Origin of the sequence: Geothrix sp. SG200, from assembly GCF_022808935.1 — a bacterium.
GTDB lineage: Bacteria > Acidobacteriota > Holophagae > Holophagales > Holophagaceae > Geothrix > Geothrix alkalitolerans.
Map to the genome: position 1 here is coordinate 358,390 of NZ_JAKZFR010000002.1, position 18,448 is coordinate 376,837.

Below are 18,448 nucleotides of genomic sequence, written 5' to 3' on the forward strand. Positions count from 1 at the left end.
GCTTCAGGGTCACCTCAGCCCGTAGGCCCGGCGGAGGATGCGCTCCCACCAGGCCGCAGGCAGGAGGGCCTTAACCTTGCCCACCCAGAAGGCGTCCCGGCCGATGGTCACGCGGCGCGGAGGGCGTTTGGCCACCAGAGCCTTCAGGATCTTCCGGGCGCAGCGCTCCGCGTCCATGGCGAAGCGCTCGCCCTGGTGCCTTCGCACGGCCAGGTAGCGGGCGAGGATGGTCTCGTAGCGCGTCCCCCGGGCCCGTTCGGGCAGGTCGCCCCAGGCTTTGGTCAGCGTCTCCCGGAAGGCCGTTTGGATGGCGCCGGGTTCCACCAGCACCACGGCCACCTCCTCCCCAACCTCTAGCCGCAGGGTCTCCGCCAGGGCCACCACCGCATGCTTGGAGGCGTTGTAGGGCCCCGCCAGGGGGATCGAGAGGCGGCCGAGCATGGAGGCCACCTGCAGGATGCGCGCGCCAGGCTCCCTTCTCAGCAGGGGCAGGAAGGCGTTCGTCATCTGGTGGAGGCCGATCACATTGGTCTCGAACTGAGCGCGGAGCTCCTCCGCGCGCAGGAGTTCCAGAGGCCCCACCTGGCCGTAGCCGGCATTGTTGATGAGGGCTTTGAGGGGAAGACCTTCGCAGGCGGTGGCTGCGGCGGCGATGTTGACCGGGTCGGTGACATCGAGCGACAGGATGCGCAGGTCCTCGCCCGCGGGCAGGTCCGACAGCGTTTCCGGTCGCCGGGCCGTGGCCACGACGCCCCAGCCCGCCTCGCGGCAGAGGGGCACCAGGGCCCGCCCGATGCCCGTCGAACACCCCGTGATGAGAACCCAGTTCCGCATCTGTTCATCTTTCCACACACCTGCAAAACGGGGCGCGAACGCGCCCCGTTTTGCAGGTACCGCCTTCGGCGAAACTACTTCTTCTTCTCGGCATGGCCTTCGGCCATACGCGAAACCGCCGAGGCATCATCCATCATCGTGGCCTACTTCTTCTTCTCGGTATGGCCTGCGGCCATACGCGAGACCGCCGAGGCATCATCCATCATCGTGGCCTACTTCTTCTTGGCGGGAGCCTTCGCGGCAGCCTTGGCTTCGATCTTGGTGGCCACCTGCTTGTAGGTGACGGTCACCTTGTCGCCAACCTTGAGGGCCTCCTTGCCGGCGGTGCCGCCGTCGGTGTAGAAGCGCCAGGCTTCCTTGCCCAGGTCCAGGGTGAAGCTGTCGGGGGCCACTTCTTTCACGGTGCCAGTCTTCTGGTAGCTGGCGGCGGCGGCGGCCCAGCCGAGGGCGGCGCCCAGGATGGCCGTGGCCGAAAGGACGGCAAGCGACTTCATGCGCATAAGGGCTCTCCTTGAAAAGGTGCCCCAAGGCTAGCAGTCTCTTGCGAAAGGGCAAGAATTACACGAGGGCAATAACTACACGAGTGCCAGCAGTCCCACCAGCCAGAAGCTCAGGTCCACGCTCAGCTCGAAGCGGTGCTTTCCCGCCGTGAAGCGCTCGTGGTAGAGCCAGAGGTAGAGCACGGGATAGGCCGCGCAGGCCACCAGCACCAGGGCCACGGCCAGGGGATGCCCGTGCTGGCGGTTCTCGAAGGTGAGCCAGAGGGTGCCTGCCAGCAGCGTCCCGAGGAGGCCCACCAGCACCGCCTTGGTGACGGACTTGCCCATGAAGATGGGCAGGGTCTCCTTCCCCACGATCTGATCGTTCTGCATGTCCCGGATCTCGTAGATGACCGTCCGGACGAAGGTGAGCACCCCCACCAGGAACATGGCCGCGAAGGCACGGAGGTCCCAGACCCGGCCCTCCTGCCAGACCGGCATGATGACGGCCACCGTGGCCAGGGCCAGGGCCACCACCACATCCTTGGAGCCGGGAACCTTCCTGAGGCTGAGGATCCAACCGCCGACCTGGAAGCGCCGCTTGTAGCCCGCACCCACCAGAGAAGCAGCCGCTGCCACAGTCAGGGCATTCAGCCCCAGGCTCGCCGCAAGCCCCAGGGTGAGCAGCAGCGCCACCACCCCCAGGGCCACGAGGACCCTGCGGTTGCGCTCCAGGAACCGGGCCCGCGCGGGCCCCTTGGCGCCCAGGCCCAGGGGGTCCAGGAAAGGCGTCAGCAGGTACATGGCCAGCACGTAGGTCCCCGTCAGGAGCGGATAGCGCCAGCCCATGCGAAGGTCCAGCCACTTGTGGACGCCGAGGGTCATGAGCGCGGCGCCCACCGCCATCAGCGAGGAGCTGCCGAAGGTCGCCTGGAGGAAGCTGCGCCAGCGGCTCGGGCCGTCCCCCAGCTGCTCCAGCACATCCACCACCTCGTCCACCAGCCAGGTGGGAGTGGACGCACCCGCCAGCACGCCCACAGTCTCGCGGCCCGTGAAAGCCCCCAGATCCAGTTCTGCGGCCGTCTCCACGTACTGGACGGGCTTGCCGTAGTGGTGGGCCAGCTCGGCCAGATGCTTGGTGTTGCTGGAGGTCTTGCCGCCCACGACGATGACGGTATCCACCGTGCGGGCCAGTTCCCGGGCCTCGTCCTGGCGCATCCAGGTGTCCTCGCAGATGGTGTTCTCGAAGACCGCATCCACCGCCCGGGAGCGGAGGTAGTCCGTGATGGCGTGGTAGTCCTTCACGGTGAAGGTGGTCTGGGCCACCACCAGGACCTTCTTCAGCTGCTCGTCCGTGAGCGCCTCGGCCTCGGCCATGGTCGAGACGATCACCGAGCCGTTCTCCGCGAAGCTGCGGTGGGCCACGCTCTCCGCATGGCCGTGGCTGCCCAGGATCACGGTGAAATAGCCCTTGGGGCTCCACTTCTTGATCTTGTGGTGGACCTTCGCCACCTCGGGACAGGTGGCGTTCACGATCTTCAGCTCGCCCTTCTTCTGCCGCTCCTTCAGGCCCCGCAGGTCCTGGATGGGGATGCCGTGGGCCCGGATCACCACCGTGCCGTTCTTCACCTTGTCCGGCGCCTCGGCCACGCCCACGCCGCGCCGGCCGATGAGCTCCAGGGCCTGGGGATTGTGGATGAGCGGGCCCAGGGTCTGCACGCTGCGGCCGTCGTTGCGCACGGAGGCCTCCAGCACCGCGTCCATGGCGCGCTTCACTCCCCAGCAGAACCCTGCGGTCTTGGCGACGATGACTTTCATGGGAGCCCCATAAACTTGACCGGGTTGGTCAAGATATTCATCATACCGCGAGTCGGGCGCGTGTCGGACGGGCGGGATGGGATCGGGCCGATCGGCTACTCTGGCTCCACTCCGCCCGGCTTCCGTTTCCAGGGGATCCCCTCATGGATGTCACGCCCTCCGACAAGGACCTCCCCCTGAAGGAGGACATCCGCACCCTGGGGCGCCTGCTGGGGGATACGGTTCGGGAGCAGGAGGGCGAGGAGGTCTTCCAGCTCATCGAGCGGATCCGGCAGAGTTCGGTGCGCTTCCGGCGGACCCGGGAATCCGGCACCGACGATGAGCTGAAGGCGATCCTGAAGCGCCTCAGCCCCAGCCACGCCATCCTGGTGGTCCGGGCCTTCAGCTATTTCTCGCAGCTCGCGAACCTGGCGGAGGATCAGCATCACATCCGGCGCTCCCGGGCCCACCACATGGAGGACGCCGCGCCCAGGCCCAGTTCCCTGGAGCATGCCCTGGACCGGGCCGCCGAGGCGGGGCTGGTTGCGGCAGACCTGCGCGCCTTCTTCAGCGGGGCGTTGGTCCGGCCGGTGCTCACCGCCCATCCCACCGAAGTCCACCGCAAGAGCATCCTCAACGCCCACCTGGGCATCGCCCGGCTCCTGGACGAGCGGGACCGCCACGCCCAGACGCCCAGGGAAGCGGCCCTGCAGGATGAGCACCTGCAGCGCCTGGTCCTGCTGCTGTGGCAGACCCGCATGCTGCGCCCCCAGCGCCCCGCGGTCGCCGATGAAGTCTCCAGCGCCCTCTCCACCTTCGACCATACGTTCCTGCGGGAGGTCCCGGCCCTCTATGCGGACCTGGAGGACCGCCTGGGGGAGGACTCCGCCTGGGGCGACACGGAGCTTCCGCCCTTCCTCCAGATCGGCAGCTGGATCGGCGGCGACCGGGATGGCAACCCGTTCGTGACGGCCGAGGTGCTCCAGCAGACCCTGCGCACCCAGTCCCGCGTCATCCTCGAGCACCTGCTGCGGGAGACCCGGGCCCTCGCGGAGGAGCTGTCCCTGAGCCTGCAGGTGTCCGGCGCCTCCCAGGCGGTCCTGGACCTAGCGGAACGGTCCCCGGACCAGGCCCTCCGGCACGCGGACGAAGCCTACCGGCGCGCCCTGTCCCTGATCTTCGACCGGCTGTCGGCCACCCACCGGAAGGAGGCGGCTGTGGAGGCAGCCCCCGCGCCAGGTCCCCAGCCCTACGATTCCCCTGCCCAGCTCAAGGCCGACCTGGACGCCCTGGACCGCTCCCTGCGGACCCACGGCGGGCGCCGACTGGCCCGGGGGCGCCTGCGGGAATTGCGGCGGGCCGTGTCCGTCTTCGGCTTCCACCTCGCCCCGCTCGACCTGCGGCAGAGTTCTGATGTCCACGAGCGGGTGGTGGCCGAGCTCCTGGAGGCGGTGCGCCCTGGCGCCCGGTACCTGGGCCTTGGCGAAGCGGAGCGGGTGGCCATCCTGGCCTCCGAGCTGGAGAGCCCCCGCCCCCTCGCCTCGCCCTACCTGGCCTACAGTGCGGAGACCCGGAGCGAGCTGGATGTGTTCCTGGCCGCCGCCGGAGCCCAGCGCCGCCTGGGCCCTGAGGCGCTCCCCAGCTGCATCGTCAGCCATACGGAAAGCCTCTCCGACCTCCTGGAAGCGGCGGTGATGCTGCGGGAGGGCGGGATCCTGCGCCCGGCGGAAGGCCGCCTGGACCTCAACCTCATCCCGCTCTTCGAGACCATCGAAGACCTCCAGCGCTGCGGCGGCATCCTGGACAGCCTGCTCGCCCTGCCCCTCTACCGCCGCCTGCTGGACAGCCGCGGGGGCGTGCAGGAAGTGATGCTGGGCTACTCGGACAGCAACAAAGACGGTGGCTTCCTCACCTCGCGATGGGAACTCTACAAGGCCGAGCTGCGCCTCGTGGCGATGGCCGAGCGGCATGGCATCCGCCTCCGGCTCTTCCACGGGCGGGGCGGTTCCGTGGGCCGGGGCGGTGGCCCCAGCTATGAGGCCATCCTGGCCCAGCCCGCGGGCGCCGTGCAGGGCCAGATCCGGCTCACCGAGCAGGGTGAGGTGATCGCCGCCAAGTACGGCCATCCGGCCGTGGGGCGCCGAAACCTGGAAGTGCTGGTGGCGGCCACTCTGGAGGCGAGCCTTCCCGGTGCCGATGGCTCCGGGCTGGATCCGCGGTTCGCGCAGGCCATGGATGAGCTCTCGGACGAGGCCTGCCGGGCCTACCGCGAGCTCGTCTACGGCACCGAGGGTTTCGAGCAGTTCTTCTGGGAATCCACGCCCATCGCCGAGATCGCCCGGCTCAACATCGGATCGCGGCCTGCCAGCCGGAAGGCGAGCCGGGCCATCACCGACCTCCGGGCCATCCCCTGGGTCTTCAGCTGGAGCCAATGCCGCGTGATGCTGCCGGGGTGGTACGGATTCGGCGCGGCGGTTTCGGCTTTCGAGCAGAAGCACGGGGAGCGGGGCCTGACCCTGCTGAGAGAGATGCATGTCCGCTGGCCCACCTTCCGCAGCCTGCTTTCCAGCATGGACATGGTGCTGGCCAAGGTGGACCTCGGAATCGCATCACGTTACGCGGCGCTGGTGGAAGACGCGAGCTTGAGACATGGGATCTTCGGCCGCCTCCAGAAGGAATGCGAAGCCTCCATCCGGGCCCTGAAGGCCATCACCGGACAGGACCAGCTGCTGGAGGACAATCCCGCCCTGAGGCGCTCCATCCAGCACCGCTTCCCCTACATCGACCCCCTGAATCACCTCCAGGTGGAGCTGCTGCGCCGCTACCGCGCCGGTGATCAGGCCCGCGACAGCGATGACCTCACCGTGCGCAGCATCCTGCTCACCATCAATGGCATCGCGGCAGGGCTTCGGAACAGCGGGTGAAGCCGGGCCTCGATGAAAAGGGCTCCGGCTTCACCCGGTCTGGCGTGGGGATCAGAACCCTCCGGTCCCCTGGGGCGAGCCCACGCCCGTGACGTAATCCCACCCCACCAGGCACGGGAAGCCGTTGTTCCCGGAGGTGATGTCCCGGAAGGCTGGCGTGGCCGGCGGGTTGAGGTAGTTGGTGTAGATCGCCGTAAGCAGCTGGGTGGTGTTCGTAAAGGCTCCGCCGCCCAGGTTCACCATGCCGGCCATGCAGGGCGAGGAGACGCTGGTGCCCCCCACCACCCACCAACCGGACCGTCCGTGGTAGGACGTCGTGTCGTACACCGCGACGCCCGTGTTCGGGTCTCCATCGGATGAGATATCCGGAACGCCGCGGCCGGAGCCCGTCATAGCCACCGCCGTCTGCCAGCTGGGCTTGGATTCGTAGGGGCTGTTGCCCCCGCCTCCGGAACTCCAGCCCGTCTCGCCCGTGAAGGCACCGTTGGCGTCCGTGGCCACGCTGGTCCCACCCACGGCGACGACGTACGGCGAGGTGGAGGGGTAGATGGTCTTGCCGCCCGTGTCCCCGCTGGCGGCGAAGAACACGGGCCCGTTCACATTGAAGTGCGTGTCGTTGGCGGTCTCCCCCGAGGATTCACTGCCGCCCCAGCTCATGGACACCTGCTTCACCCCAGCGAGAGACACCGCCAGATCCACCGCCGCGTAGAGGTTCGCGTTGCTGTTGGACTGGGCCTCCACGAGGATGATCTTCGCGCTGGGAGCCAGGGCGTGGGCCCACTCGATGTCGAGGGCGGCCTCCAGGGCCCAGCCAGAGTTGGTCCGGGGCTTCTTGCCTCCCTGGTAGACGACCTGGAAAACGGTGTTGGTGGAGGCGGTGGGGTCGGTGGAGGCCTCCTGGGGCAGCCCGAACTGGGCGGAGAAGGTGTTGAAGTCGCTCAGGGCCGTGGGGTAGTGGTAGGCGTCGATGATGGCGATGACATCGTGGCCCCCGGTGGCGGGAAGGCTGTAGAAGTCGCGGAGCTGCGTCGGGGACATGCCGCCCCCGGGCCCCAGCCCTCCGGCAGGACGGAGGAGTACCAGATGGTTCGTGTGGGATCTGAGGCCGACATCCTCCCGTGCCTCAAGGCTGGTCTCGGGAATCAGGATGTCCCCGTGGATGACTGGGGGAGCCTCCTGCCCGGCGAGGCTGGCCAGACCCAGCCCGAATCCGAGGATCGCCGAACGTGCTTTCGTCCAGCTCATGCCGCCCTCCATGATGCCGTCCGGGGCATCCGGACGCGATTCAGGACCGAATGGTTATTGATACCGTGTCTCATTATTTTGAAACGGCACGGAAATCTACATTCGCCAGCTTTGGGCGTCAAGGCATCGTGATGGGATAGACAATCAGCACCCGATCTCGATCTATTTCCGGGTCGGCACCTGAATCATGGGAGTGGCGCCGCCCATGGGCGTAATGATCAGGTTGCCCTTGGCGCCGATGTCCCGCAGGGCCTGGATGCGCTGGTACTCGATGATCTGGGGCGTCAGGCTCTGGCTCACGATCTGCTGCGCCTTGGCTTGGCCTTCGGCCTCGATGCGCTTGCGCTCGGCCTCCTGCTTCTCCTTCTGGAGCACGAAGGCCATCTTCTGGGCATCCTGGTCCGCGCTGATCTTGTCGTTGATGGCCTTGGTGATCTGGTCGGGCAGGATGACGTTGCGGAGCAGCATCTGCTCCAGGGTGATGCCGCGGGCCTCGAAGGCCGCCTTGAGCGTCTTCGACACCTGGTCCACGAAGGCCTGCCGCTTGGACGTGTAAAGCTCAGTCGCAGAGAGGGCGGCGGCGGCATCCCGCAGGCTGGCGCGGATCTCGCTGCGGACGATGCGCTCCTCCACGTCCGGGCCTATGGTGCGGTAGATCTCCGGCAGGCGGGCCTGCTGAAGCGAATAGAAGATGGTCGCGTCCAGCTTCACGGTGAGGCCATCGCTGCTGATGACCGAGATGGAATCATCCCCCCGCTTCTGACCTTCGTCACCCACGGTCGACATGGTGTAGTTCCGGGTGCGGACCTCCATCTCCACCACCTGGGCGAAAGGGTTGATGAAGTGCAGGCCCGAGGGCAGCGGCTCCGCGCTCACCTTGCCGAACAGCACCTGCACACCGGCCTGGCCCGGGGGCACCACCACGGCCATGGAGGCCAGGAACACGATCACGCCCAACCCCAGGCCCACCCACTGCAGGATGGCCAGCCGGGCCGACAGGGGATAACCCACTTTGGTCTTCCATCGCCAAGCCAGGGCACCGACCACGAACAACAGCAGGGCGAAAAGGACCACAGAACACCTCCAGGGGCGGGTCAGGTTAACAGGCCGTCTTGCGCCCGCCTGGACAGGCCAGGGCCCCCGTCTCGCGACGGGGGCCCTGGTGTCCCAGTGACCTCAGTCCTCGTTCAGGGCGAAGGCGGGGGCGCCATCCACTTCCTCACGGGCGGGCTTGGCCTCTTCGGCAGTCCGCCAGTTCCAGGCGCCGATGACGGCCTTGAAGGTGAAGATGATCACCGCCAGGGCGCCCAGGCCGAAGAGGGTGTCCCCGGGCATGCGCAGCCAGGTGAAGGCGCGCATGAGCGGGCTCTGCACCACCTCGGCGCTGCGGGCGTACCAGGTCCCCTGGTTCAGGCTCTGGGTGATCTGGTAGAGGCCGCTGGGGACCAGCGACATCGCCAGCATCAGGACCAGGCCCAGGTTCAGGCCCCAGAAGCCCCACTTCAGCCACTTCTCGTCCCAGGCCTTGTCCGGCGTCATGCCGCGCAGGGCGAAGAGCATGAGGGAGATCGCCAGGAAGCCGTAGACCCCGAAGAGCGCGGCGTGGCTGTGGATGGGCGTGGTGTTGAGACCCTGGCCGAAGTAGAGCACGGAGGGCGGGTTGATGAGCATGCCGAAGACGCCGGCGCCCAGCAGGTTCCAGAAGCAGACCGCCGCGAAGTACTTGAACGGCCACTCGTAGCCGCTGCCGAGGGCGCGGCCGGCCTTGAGGCTCATGGCGATCTCGAAGCCCACGATGGTGAGGGGCACGATCTCCAGGGCACTGAAGACGGAACCCAGGGCCGAGATGGAGGCCGGAGAGCCGGTGTAGTAGAGGTGGTGGAAGGTGCCGATGACGCCGCTGCCCAGGAAGAGGCCCATGGAGAGGCTCACGGCGCGGAGGGCGGTTCCCTCGCGCAGCAGGCCCATGCGGGTGGACAGGAGCGCGATGGCCACGGTGGCGAACACTTCGAAGAAACCCTCCACCCACAGGTGGACCACCCACCAGCGCCAGTACTCGGCGAGGGCGATGTGCGTCTCGCGGGTGTACATGAAGCCCGCGGAGTAGAAGAGCGGGATCGCGATGGCGGACAGCACGAAGAGCTTGAGCAGGCCCAGCCGGCCCCTCTCGCCCTTCAGGGCGGGGATCAGCGAGCGCAGCACCAGCACCAGCCAGATGACCATGCCCAGGGTGAGGAGGATCTGCCAGAGGCGGCCCAGCTCCACGTATTCATAGCCCTGGTGGCCCAGCATGAAGGAGCCGGAGAGCTTGCCCACGATGGCCTGGTGGGCGCCGGCGAGGGCGCCGACCACCACCACGACAAGCGCGGCCAGCAGGCCGGCCACGCCCAGCCACTGGCCCTTGGGCTCCTTGGCGCTGAGCTTGGGACCGAGGTAGAGACCCGTGGCCAGCCAGCAGGTGGCGATCCAGAAGACGGCCAGCTGCAGGTGCCAGGTGCGGGACGCGGCGTAGGGCAGGATGCGCGAGAGGTCCAGGCCGTAGAGGCCGTTGCCTTCCACCGCGTCATGGGCCGTCAGGACGCCCATGCCGATCTGGACCAGGAACAAGGCCATGGCCACGCCGAAGTAGATGGCGGACCAGCGCTGGCTGGGAGTCGCCGGGGCGGGCGGGATGGGCTTGGGGTCCGGGAACTCCTCGGCGGGCTGGCTGGCATGGTGCCAGACCATGAGGCCCACACCCAGGATCAGGAGAATGATCGACAGGATGCTCCAGAGGTGGCTGATGGGCGTGATGGTGTTGCCCACCAGGGGCTCCTGGGGCCAGTTCTGGGTGTAGCTGTGGTCCGCGCCGGGACGGCGGGCCGCCGCGGTCCAGGCCGTCCACAGCCAGAAGTCGGCCACGCGCTCGCCTTCCTGCATCGTAGGGATCCAGCGGGCAGGGATGGCCGCGCCCTTGTCGCCTTCCACGGCGACCTTGGCCAGTTCCTCCCGGGCCTTCAGGTAGGCCGCGGCCTGGGCGGCATTCAGCTTCAGGGTTCCCGTGGAATTTTCATACTGATTGCTCTGAAATATGGACACGGTGGTGGCCTTCGCGTCCGCGAGGGATGCCCCCTGGGCCTTCACGCCGTCCAGGGTGTGGGCCGCCCACTGGTGCAGCGCCTTCGCCGTCCAGTCCGGCGCCAGGTAAGCCCCGTGGCCCCAGATGGAACCGATGTGCTGACCGCCGTGGCCCAGGTAGCTCACCTGGCCTTCCAGGATCTGGCCGGGGCCCACCAGCTCCCTGCCGTCCTCGGCCACCACATGCTGCGGAATGGGCGGGGCGTTCTGGGCGATCTGCCTTCCCCCCAACCCCAGCACGCCGAAGCCCGCCAGGAGCACCAGCAACACCAGCCACCACCTTGCCTTCATGGGAACCTCCGTCTTGCCCGCTCTGGGCGCCGGACAGCAGTGTTCCACAATTCTCCACATTTAGGACCATTAATTCTTAATTGTGACCTCCGGCACGCACCCCGCTCCTCGCCGGATGCCTGTCGGGACATGGCAAAACCTCTGGCTTCGGGAGGCGGATTCCAAGTACCTTGACCTTGGCATGCCTGATCTCTGAAAGGGAATTCCCGTCTCATGGCTCACCCCGCCCTTCTGCCCGTCGTCCTCACCTGCAACACGGACCTGCGCTTCATCGACCTCATCCAGGTGGTGGGCGCCGAGTTCCTGAAGCACCTGAGCTTCACCCAGGAGGATGGTGAGCGCCTGTGGCTAGCGATCCAGGAAGGCATTGCCAACGCCATGCGCCACGGCAACAAGCTGGACCGGGACAAACCCGTGAAGGTGACCTTCACGCCCAAGACGGACCGCTTCGAGATCCGCATCGAGGACCGGGGGCCTGGCGTGGACCTGGAAGCCCTGCCCGATCCGAACCTGCCCGAGAACCTCCTGAAGCCGGGCGGACGGGGCGTGTACTTCATGCGCCAGGTCATGGACGAGGTCCACATGGAATGCCACCCCCAGGGCTCCACGCTGGTGCTCGTGAAGGCGCGGAAGGTGCGGGAAGCCCACGCATGAGCGGCCCGGACTGGCGCCGGCGGGCGCTCTGGCTGGCGGGCTTCACGATCGCCTACAACCTGCTGGAAGGCCTGGTCTCCATGGCCTTCGGCTGGGCGGGCGACTCGGTTGCCCTCTTTGGTTTCGGCGCCGACAGCTTCATCGAGGTGGCCTCGGCCCTGCTGGTGCTGTGGAAGCTCCTGGACCACGGCAACCTCGAGCGCGAGCGCAAGGCCACGCTCGGCATCGGCCGGCTGTTCCTCTTCCTCGCCGCGGGCATCGCAGGGGGCGCCGTCCTCCAGCTCACGGCCCGCGCCCATCCGCCCACCACGGTGCCCGGGCTCGTGATCTCAGCGCTCTCGCTCGCCTTCATGGTGTTCCTCTGGCGCGCCAAGCTCCGGGCGGCCCAGGCCCTGGACAGCGCCACGGTGGCGGCGGACGCGGCCTGCAGCCGGGCCTGCATCCAGCTTTCCGTGGTGCTCTTCGCGGGCAGCCTGCTCTTCCTGCTCGCCCCCGCCCTCTGGTGGGTGGACGCCGCCGCGGCCCTGGGACTGGCGTTCCTCATCGGAAAAGAGGGCCTCGGCATGACCCGCGCGGCGAAGAGCGCCTGCTTCACAGGCGGATGCGGCTGCGGGCACTGAGTGCGCCTGACAGGACCCGTCTCTAGGAACGCACCTGCTCGTTGATGAAGCCGCACTCGGCGGGCACGGAGATGTAGAACATGGACTGGCCTTCCGCCTGGATGAAGGCGATGAGGCGGTTCGCCTCCTCCTCGGTGGCCATGAAGGTCACCTCCACGGGCAGATCGCCCGCCAGCTCGATGAAGTGGTCCGCATGGATGAGCCCGTGACGGCCGAAGCCGGCGATGGCCTTGAAGGCCGTCCCACCCTTGAGGCCCAGCCGCCGCGCCTCCTTCAGCAGCCACTCGTAGACCAGGATCCCGTGGTGGGTCCGGTCCTCCTGCACGAAGAAGGTCAGGTAGGTGCCCTTCATGACGCCTCCTCAGGCTTTCACGAACGCCTTCACCGTCAGCAGGCCCAGCAGGGTCATGGAAAGGGATCCCGCCAGGTGGACGGCCATGTGACCGGCCGCCCATCCGTATTCGCCGCGGCTCAGGAGATGCACCGCCTCGGCCGAGAACGTCGAGAAGGTGGTGAGGCCCCCCAGGAAGCCCGTGATGACGAGGAGCCTCGCCTCGGGAGCCAGGCCCGGATGCTGGGTGAACACGGCGACGGCCACGCCCACAAGGTAGCCCCCCAGCAGGTTGGCCGCCAGCGTTCCGAGGGGCAGCGAAGGCACGAACGGATTCAGGAGCGCGCCCAAGCCCCATCGCAACCACGCGCCCAGCGCCGCGCCGACGCCCACCGCCAGAAACGAATAGAAAGCCATGGTCTATCCTCTCACTTGGCGAGGTCGCCGGCCTTCACGAAGCGCACCTGCCCCTTGGTGCGGGGCACCAGCTTCTCCAGGGCCTCCACGGTCTCGGGATAGATGTGCCCGATGATGAGCACAGAGCCATCCTTCTCCGCGAGCTTGAGGGCCCGGTCCCACTGCTTCTCCATTTCGGGGAAGGCCTTGTCGTCGTCCAGGAACACCTTGCGCTGGACCGCCGGGATGCCAAGCTCCTCGGCGACGTCATAGGCCACGCTGTCCTTCTCGGTGCGGCTGTCGACGAAGAAGAGCTTCCGCGCCTTGAGCTCCTGGAGCACCCAGGTCATGCGGGTGCGGTCCGGCGTGATGCGGCTGCCCATGTGGTTGTTCACGCCCGCGCGGTGGGGAATGCCCTCCAGCGCCATGCGGACGCGGCGGCGGACCTCGGTCTCCGGAAGGTTGAAGAGGATGGCGTTGGGCCCCGGATCGCGACCCGGGCCCGGGTAGCCGATGGGTTCCATGGGCAGGTGGAGCATGACCTCCTTGCCCAGGCGGTGGGCGATGTCCGCGCTGTCCCGCGTGAACTCCTGGTAGGGCAGCACCGCCACGCTGAAGGGCACGGGAAGGCTGCAGAGGCGCGTCACCAGCTCCGGCTGCATGTAGCCAAGGTCGTCGATCACCAAGGCGAGCCGGGGGAGCGGACGTTCCGGTTCGGGGCTCTGAGGCTTGGCGGCCTCGGAGGACGGCTTCGCCTTGGGCTCAGCGGGTTTCTTATCGGGTCTTCGGGGCTCGGGGCTCGGTGCTTCGCGCTTCGCGGGCGCCTGGCGCCGGCCGCAGCCCTGCTGGCCAAGCATCACACCCGCGCCCAGCCCCAGGAGCAGGGTGAAGGCGGCCCAGCCCAGCAGGGCCAGGGTGGATGTGCGCTTCCCCTTGCCTCGGGCCAAGCTAGGCGGCCTTCGCCGGCGCAGGGGCGGCGGGCGTCGGGGTCTCGAGGGCAGCCATCACCTTGGCCAGGGCGTCATCGGAATCCGTGAGCTTCAGCACCTGATCCGGGGCCACGCCCTGGCGGTCGAGCTTCTCGCCACCCAGGCCCACCCAGCGGCGGGACACCAGCTCCACCGCCCCGCCCTGCTTCAGGAGGAAGCGGCTCCGCTCCACGCCCAGGCCCGGAGTCTTCTCCCCGAAGGTGCGCGCGCCACCTTTCTTCAGGCAGGAGGCCAGCACTTCCGGGAGGCCCAGGGTGGAGCGCCCCACCAGCAGCGACAGGCGGGCGAAGGGAACGCCTGTTCCGGCCAGCGGCACCTCCTGGTCGGGCTTGCCCGCTTCCTGGACGGTGCCGAGGGGGCCCTTGGCGCCCAGGAGGCCGGCCACGGCGGCGGCCTCGCCGGGCGTGCCCTTCACGCACTGCCGCAGGTCCAGCACCAGCGTCTGCTTCCGGTCCACCGGAGCCAGCAGCTTCTTGAGTTCCTCGGCCCGACCGGGGTTCAGGTCCGGCAGGGACACCATCAGGGCACCAGTCCCCTGCTTGAGGGTCACCGGCGCCTTGGCCAGCCGCTGCATCCGCAGGGTGGTCTTGGTCAGATCACCGGTGGCGTTGTAGCGGTAGAGGTCCACCGCCGTACCTTCGGCGCCCCGAAGGCGGCGCTCCAACGTCCAGGCGCTGAGCCGACCCACCGAATCCCCATCCACCTTGCGGATCACGTCACCGGGCTGGATGCCGGCCTTGGCGGCCGGGCCGCCGGGCGTCACCGCCAGAACGGTGGCGTAGATGCCCCGCTTCACGACCACCAGGCCCGCCTCGGCCGGGCCGGGATCCGGCAAACGCAGGTCATCGGCGGACAGGTAGGCATTCATCGGATGCGAGCGTTCGAGCACGGCCTGGATCCCGCCGGAGACGACCTTCTCCATGTCCGGCGGATCGACATAGTTCTGCTGCACCAGGGACAGGACATCCTGGATGTCGGACAGGCCCGCCAGGGGGTCCTGGGGCGGAGCCTTGACCCCCGGCTTGGGCTGCCGGGTTGGCTGCTCGCCCCGCTGGATCACCGGCAGGGTGAAGACGGCCACGAGGGGGAAGGAGAACACCGAGAGCCAGGTACGGGCGTGCATGGGGACAGTCTACGTGGAAATGGGCGCGCAGCTGTCAGGTATCAGCTGTCCGCCATCAGCTTTCAGCTGCCAGTAAAAAAAGGGGGCCTGCAGGAAAGGGCTCAGCCCCTGAACCAGTCGCTGCCAGACCGGAAGCCCTTCTGCTTGGTGGCGGTCTGGGCGTGGCGGGCCAGGGCCAGGTTGATGAGGCGCGTGAGCAGCTCGGGGTAGGGCACGCCGCTGGCGGCCATCATCTTGGGATACATGGAGATGCTGGTGAAGCCGGGGATGAAGTTCAGCTCGTTGAGGAACACCCGGCCCGTGAGCCGCTCCAGGAAGAAGTCCACCCGGGCCATGCCGTAGCCGTCGGAGGCCGCGAAGGCCTTGGCGGCCAGCTTCCGCACCAGGTCGGCCAGCTCCTCGGGGATGTTCGCGGGAATCTCCGTGCGGCTCTTGCCGTGGAGGTACTTGTCCTCGAAGGTGTAGAACTCGTCGGCCACGATGACTTCGCCCGGCTGGGACACCAGGGGCTCGTCGCCGCCGAGCACCGCCACCTCGATCTCCCGGACATCCAGGCCCTGCTCCACCAGCACCCGCCGGTCGAAGGTGAAGGCCCGGTCCAGGGCCGCGGGCAGGTCCTCGGCGCGCTTCACCTTCTCCACGCCGATGCTGCTGCCCAGGTTCGCGGGCTTCACGAAGAGGGGCAACCCCAGCTTGGCGCAGTCCGCCAGGCAGGTCGCGCGCTCCCGTGCCCAGCGCTCCTCGATCAGGCCCACGTAGGGCACCACGGGAAGGCCTTCGGACTCCCAGAGGCGCTTGGTGATCCACTTGTCCATGCCCGCCGCCATGGCCAGCAGGCCAGCCCCCGTGTAGGGCCGGTGCAGCAGCTCCAGGTAGCCCTGGATCTGGCCGTCCTCGCCGCCAGCGCCGTGCAGGGCATTGAAGAAGAGGTCCGGCAGGAGCGTGGCCTCGGCGCCCTTCTCCAGGGGCAGGAAGGGATGGCTGCTGCGCTCCGGCAACTCGCCCGACGCCAGCCGCGCGAAGGGATCGCCGGCCACCACCCACACGCCGTTCCGGGCGATGCCCATGGGTCGAACCTCGAACCGCACCGGGTCCAGGTGCTCCGCGATGGCCCGGGCCGTGACGATGGAGACTTCGTGCTCGGGGGACTCCCCGCCGAAAAGAAGGCCGACGCTCAGTTTCTCGCTCATGCCCCTACTCTAGCACTCGCCCCAGGCGGGCTCTCCGGCGATGGGACCCAGGTCCGGTGCGACGAAGATCACATTTAAGAATTATTGATCGTTTTAATCTGATATTCATGATCCCCGGGGACGGCCCCCCAGGGAAAGCCACCATGAGCGAACTCCTCAACAACCGGGAACACCGGATCGCCACCCTCAAGGAAGTGATCCTTCACCTTCACCGGGGCGAGGCCCCCGAGCAGGTGAAGGGCCGCCTTGCCCAGTTGGTGGGCGAGGTGGACGCCAGCGAGATCGCGGCCATGGAGCAGTCCCTCATGGCCGATGGCATGAGCCCCGAGGAGGTGAAGTCCATGTGCGACCTCCATGCGGAGGTGCTCCAGGACACGGTGACCCCGGCCAAGGCCCGGGAGCTGCCGGCGGGCCATCCCGTGGACACCTTCCGGCGCGAGAACCGCGCCCTGGAAGCGGCCGTGGCCACGGCCCGGGAGCGGGTGGGCGCCCTGGAACCCGTGCCGGACCAGGCCTATCCCGCCGACGAACGCCTGGCGGTGCTTTCGGCCTTCAACGCCCTGATGGACCTGGACAAGCACTACCAGCGCAAAGAGCACCTGGTCTTCTCCATCCTGGAGCGCCACGGCAACACCGGCCCCTCCAAGGTCATGTGGGCCAAGGACGACGAGGTGCGCGACCTGCTCAAGGGGGCCATCGAGGTGCTGCGCGAACAGAGCCTCAGCGGCGCCGAGCTGAAGATCCTGGTGCCCACGGTGCTGCGCCCTGCCCTGGCGGCGCTGGAATCCATGATCTACAAGGAGGAGACCATCCTCCTGCCCATGTGCCTGGGGCTGTTTACCGAAGAGGAGTGGGGCGAGGTCTGGCGGGACAGCCCGCGCTACGGCTGGTGCCTGGTGGAGCCTGAGGTGGGCTACGAGCCGCCGGTGGCCAGCCTGCCGGAGGATCCCCTCCGCCTGCCCGACGCCTCGGCCGTGGCCTTCCCCAGCGGCGCCCTCAGCGTCCAGCAGCTCATCGGCATCTTCTCCAGCCTGCCCGTGGACATCACCTTCGTGGACGCCGACGACCGCGTGGCCTTCTTCAGCGAAGGGCCGGACCGGGTCTTCGCCCGCAGCCGCACCATCCTGGGCCGCGAGGTGAAGCACTGCCACCCGCCCAAGAGCGTGGACGTGGTGGAGCGCATCCTCAACGACTTCAAGACCGGTCGCCAGTCCGTGGCGGAGTTCTGGATCCAGATGCACGGGAAGTTCGTCCACATCCGCTACTTCTCCGTACGCGACGAGGCCGGGGCCTACCTGGGCACCCTGGAGGTCACCCAGGACCTCACGCGGCTGCGCGCCCTCGAAGGCGACCGCCGCCTGCTCCAGTACGACGAAGCCTGAGGCGCCCATGGCCATCACCCCCGAAACCAAGATCGGCGACTTCCTGGCGGCCCACCCGGACCAGCAGGAGGCCCTCATCGCTCGGGTCCCCGAGTTCGCCAGGCTCCGCAATCCCGTCCTCCGCCGCACGGTGGCGAAGCTGGCCACTGTGGAGCACGCGGCCCGCATGGCGGGCCTCTCCACGGCGGAGCTGGTGCGCTTCCTCCGGGAGCTGGCCGGGGAATCCAGTGGCCCCGTGACGGAGGGGGCGGCTCCCGTGGAAGATCCCCGCCCCGACTGGGCGCGCGCCAGCGCCGTGCGCTCCACCCTGGACGCAGACGCCCTCATGGCAGATGGCGAGCACCCCCTGGCCCGCGTCCGCCGGGCTCTGCTGACGCTGGCCCCCGGCGAGGCCATGCAGCTCCTGAGCCCCTTCCGCCCCGAGCCTCTGCTGGACCAGTTCCGCCAGGAAGGCACCCCCTGCTGGTGCGAGGCCGAGGGGACAGGCCGCTTCCGGACCTGGATCCTCAAACCATGAGCCTCGGGAGCACCTTTGACCCGGGATGTGACCCGGTTGCGCTAGGCTGATTCACCCTTCCTTCGGAGCGCCCGTGCGGTCGGCCATCTATCCAGGCTCCTTCGATCCCGTGACCCTGGGTCACTGGGACCTCATCCAGCGGGCGGCAAAGCTCGTGGACCGTCTCGTGGTGGCCGTCCTCCACAACCCGGCGAAGTCCCCGGCCTTCAGCGTGGACGAGCGGGTGGCCATGCTGAAGGAGCTGACCGCCGCCCTTCCCCAGGTGGAAGTGACCACCTTCGACGGCCTGCTGGTGGACTTCGCCAAGGCCCAGAACGCCCAGTTCATCATCCGGGGCGTGCGCGCCTTCAGCGACTTCGAGTACGAGTTCCAGATGGCTCTCATGAACCGCAAGCTGGCCCCGGAGCTGGAGACGGTCTTTCTCATGCCCAAGGAGAAGTACAGCGCCGTGAGCAGCCGCTTCGTCCGTGAGATCGGAAGCATGGGCGGCAACCTGGCGGACCTGGTGCCGGAAGCGCTTCGCAGCCGCATCGCGGACCGGCTGATGAACCGGTCTTAG

17 protein-coding genes are annotated in these 18,448 nt (G+C 68.1%); 6 read left to right on the forward strand and 11 right to left on the reverse strand.

Annotated elements, in window-relative coordinates:
- Positions 1–9 precede the first annotated feature (9 nt).
- The 3 genes from ML539_RS07030 to ispH all read right to left on the reverse strand — a co-directional run bounded on the left by ML539_RS07030 (position 10) and on the right by ispH (position 3,131).
- Positions 10–834: an SDR family oxidoreductase gene (locus ML539_RS07030; protein ID WP_243321991.1), complete on the reverse strand. Its 825-nt coding sequence runs from the start codon at positions 832–834 to the stop codon at positions 10–12.
- A 212-nt stretch (positions 835–1,046) separates the two neighbouring features.
- Positions 1,047–1,328: a hypothetical protein gene (locus tag ML539_RS07035; RefSeq protein ID WP_243293331.1), complete on the reverse strand. Its 282-nt coding sequence runs from the start codon at positions 1,326–1,328 to the stop codon at positions 1,047–1,049.
- Between the two features lie 81 nt (positions 1,329–1,409).
- Positions 1,410–3,131, reverse strand: a complete 1,722-nt coding sequence (gene ispH, locus ML539_RS07040) for a 4-hydroxy-3-methylbut-2-enyl diphosphate reductase (protein WP_243321992.1) — start codon at positions 3,129–3,131, stop codon at positions 1,410–1,412.
- Between the two features lie 143 nt (positions 3,132–3,274).
- On the opposite strand from ispH, the gene ppc reads away from it, so the two are divergent.
- A complete protein-coding gene (ppc, locus tag ML539_RS07045) occupies positions 3,275–6,034 on the forward strand; it encodes a phosphoenolpyruvate carboxylase (RefSeq protein WP_243321993.1) in 2,760 nt (919 codons plus the stop codon).
- Positions 6,035–6,085: 51 nt separating this feature from the next.
- On the opposite strand, the gene ML539_RS07050 is transcribed toward ppc, so the two are convergent.
- The 3 genes from ML539_RS07050 to ML539_RS07060 form a co-directional block, all read right to left on the reverse strand.
- Positions 6,086–7,279, reverse strand: a complete 1,194-nt coding sequence (locus ML539_RS07050; protein WP_243321994.1) for a S53 family peptidase — start codon at positions 7,277–7,279, stop codon at positions 6,086–6,088.
- A gap of 162 nt (positions 7,280–7,441) precedes the next feature.
- Positions 7,442–8,353: a prohibitin family protein gene (locus ML539_RS07055; protein ID WP_243321995.1), complete on the reverse strand. Its 912-nt coding sequence runs from the start codon at positions 8,351–8,353 to the stop codon at positions 7,442–7,444.
- Positions 8,354–8,455: 102 nt separating this feature from the next.
- Positions 8,456–10,687, reverse strand: a complete 2,232-nt coding sequence (locus ML539_RS07060; RefSeq protein ID WP_243321996.1) for a nitric-oxide reductase large subunit — start codon at positions 10,685–10,687, stop codon at positions 8,456–8,458.
- A gap of 213 nt (positions 10,688–10,900) precedes the next feature.
- On the opposite strand from ML539_RS07060, the gene ML539_RS07065 reads away from it, so the two are divergent.
- The gene (locus tag ML539_RS07065) at positions 10,901–11,341 is read left to right on the forward strand and encodes an ATP-binding protein (protein ID WP_243288121.1); all 441 of its coding nucleotides are present in this window, start codon (positions 10,901–10,903) and stop codon (positions 11,339–11,341) included.
- Positions 11,338–11,961 carry a cation transporter gene (locus ML539_RS07070; protein ID WP_243321997.1) on the forward strand — a complete coding sequence of 208 codons (624 nt, stop codon included), beginning with the start codon at positions 11,338–11,340 and terminating at the stop codon, positions 11,959–11,961. The genes ML539_RS07065 and ML539_RS07070 overlap by 4 nt, the downstream gene beginning before the upstream one ends.
- 22 nt (positions 11,962–11,983) lie before the next feature.
- On the opposite strand, the gene ML539_RS07075 is transcribed toward ML539_RS07070, so the two are convergent.
- The 5 genes from ML539_RS07075 to ML539_RS07095 all read right to left on the reverse strand — a co-directional run bounded on the left by ML539_RS07075 (position 11,984) and on the right by ML539_RS07095 (position 15,990).
- Positions 11,984–12,313 (reverse strand): DUF190 domain-containing protein, encoded by a 330-nt coding sequence (locus tag ML539_RS07075; RefSeq protein ID WP_243293325.1) that lies wholly within the window; start codon positions 12,311–12,313, stop codon positions 11,984–11,986.
- A 9-nt stretch (positions 12,314–12,322) separates the two neighbouring features.
- Entirely contained in the window at positions 12,323–12,709 is a 387-nt protein-coding gene (gene crcB, locus ML539_RS07080) for a fluoride efflux transporter CrcB (RefSeq protein WP_243321998.1), read from the reverse strand.
- Between the two features lie 11 nt (positions 12,710–12,720).
- Complete coding sequence (locus ML539_RS07085) at positions 12,721–13,635, reverse strand: divergent polysaccharide deacetylase family protein (protein WP_243321999.1); 915 nt, start codon at positions 13,633–13,635, stop codon at positions 12,721–12,723.
- Position 13,636: 1 nt separating this feature from the next.
- Complete coding sequence (locus tag ML539_RS07090; protein ID WP_243322000.1) at positions 13,637–14,800, reverse strand: PDZ domain-containing protein; 1,164 nt, start codon at positions 14,798–14,800, stop codon at positions 13,637–13,639.
- A gap of 101 nt (positions 14,801–14,901) precedes the next feature.
- Positions 14,902–15,990, reverse strand: coding sequence for a D-alanine--D-alanine ligase family protein (locus tag ML539_RS07095; protein WP_243322001.1), 1,089 nt, complete (start codon positions 15,988–15,990; stop codon positions 14,902–14,904).
- A gap of 143 nt (positions 15,991–16,133) precedes the next feature.
- Between ML539_RS07095 and ML539_RS07100 the strand changes: the two genes are divergently transcribed.
- From ML539_RS07100 to coaD, 3 genes are all read left to right on the forward strand, one after another.
- Positions 16,134–17,372: a DUF438 domain-containing protein gene (locus tag ML539_RS07100; protein WP_243322003.1), complete on the forward strand. Its 1,239-nt coding sequence runs from the start codon at positions 16,134–16,136 to the stop codon at positions 17,370–17,372.
- A gap of 7 nt (positions 17,373–17,379) precedes the next feature.
- Positions 17,380–17,889 carry a DUF1858 domain-containing protein gene (locus ML539_RS07105; protein ID WP_243322005.1) on the forward strand — a complete coding sequence of 170 codons (510 nt, stop codon included), beginning with the start codon at positions 17,380–17,382 and terminating at the stop codon, positions 17,887–17,889.
- Positions 17,890–17,962: 73 nt separating this feature from the next.
- Complete coding sequence (coaD, locus tag ML539_RS07110) at positions 17,963–18,448, forward strand: pantetheine-phosphate adenylyltransferase (protein WP_243322007.1); 486 nt, start codon at positions 17,963–17,965, stop codon at positions 18,446–18,448.

Excerpts from the sequence above, each read along its gene's own strand:
- ML539_RS07090 (WP_243322000.1), bottom strand. The coding sequence starts at position 14,800 with ATGCACGCCCGTACCTGGCTCTCGGTGTTCTCCTTCCCCCTCGTGGCC.
- ML539_RS07070 (WP_243321997.1), top strand. The coding sequence starts at position 11,338 with ATGAGCGGCCCGGACTGGCGCCGGCGGGCGCTCTGGCTGGCGGGCTTC.
- ML539_RS07035 (WP_243293331.1), bottom strand. The coding sequence starts at position 1,328 with ATGAAGTCGCTTGCCGTCCTTTCGGCCACGGCCATCCTGGGCGCCGCC.
- ML539_RS07060 (WP_243321996.1), bottom strand. The coding sequence starts at position 10,687 with ATGAAGGCAAGGTGGTGGCTGGTGTTGCTGGTGCTCCTGGCGGGCTTC.
- ppc (WP_243321993.1), top strand. The coding sequence starts at position 3,275 with ATGGATGTCACGCCCTCCGACAAGGACCTCCCCCTGAAGGAGGACATC.
- ML539_RS07050 (WP_243321994.1), bottom strand. The coding sequence starts at position 7,279 with ATGAGCTGGACGAAAGCACGTTCGGCGATCCTCGGATTCGGGCTGGGT.
- crcB (WP_243321998.1), bottom strand. The coding sequence starts at position 12,709 with ATGGCTTTCTATTCGTTTCTGGCGGTGGGCGTCGGCGCGGCGCTGGGC.
- ispH (WP_243321992.1), bottom strand. The coding sequence starts at position 3,131 with ATGAAAGTCATCGTCGCCAAGACCGCAGGGTTCTGCTGGGGAGTGAAG.
- ML539_RS07065 (WP_243288121.1), top strand. The coding sequence starts at position 10,901 with ATGGCTCACCCCGCCCTTCTGCCCGTCGTCCTCACCTGCAACACGGAC.
- ML539_RS07075 (WP_243293325.1), bottom strand. The coding sequence starts at position 12,313 with ATGAAGGGCACCTACCTGACCTTCTTCGTGCAGGAGGACCGGACCCAC.
- ML539_RS07095 (WP_243322001.1), bottom strand. The coding sequence starts at position 15,990 with ATGAGCGAGAAACTGAGCGTCGGCCTTCTTTTCGGCGGGGAGTCCCCC.
- ML539_RS07030 (WP_243321991.1), bottom strand. The coding sequence starts at position 834 with ATGCGGAACTGGGTTCTCATCACGGGGTGTTCGACGGGCATCGGGCGG.
- ML539_RS07105 (WP_243322005.1), top strand. The coding sequence starts at position 17,380 with ATGGCCATCACCCCCGAAACCAAGATCGGCGACTTCCTGGCGGCCCAC.
- ML539_RS07100 (WP_243322003.1), top strand. The coding sequence starts at position 16,134 with ATGAGCGAACTCCTCAACAACCGGGAACACCGGATCGCCACCCTCAAG.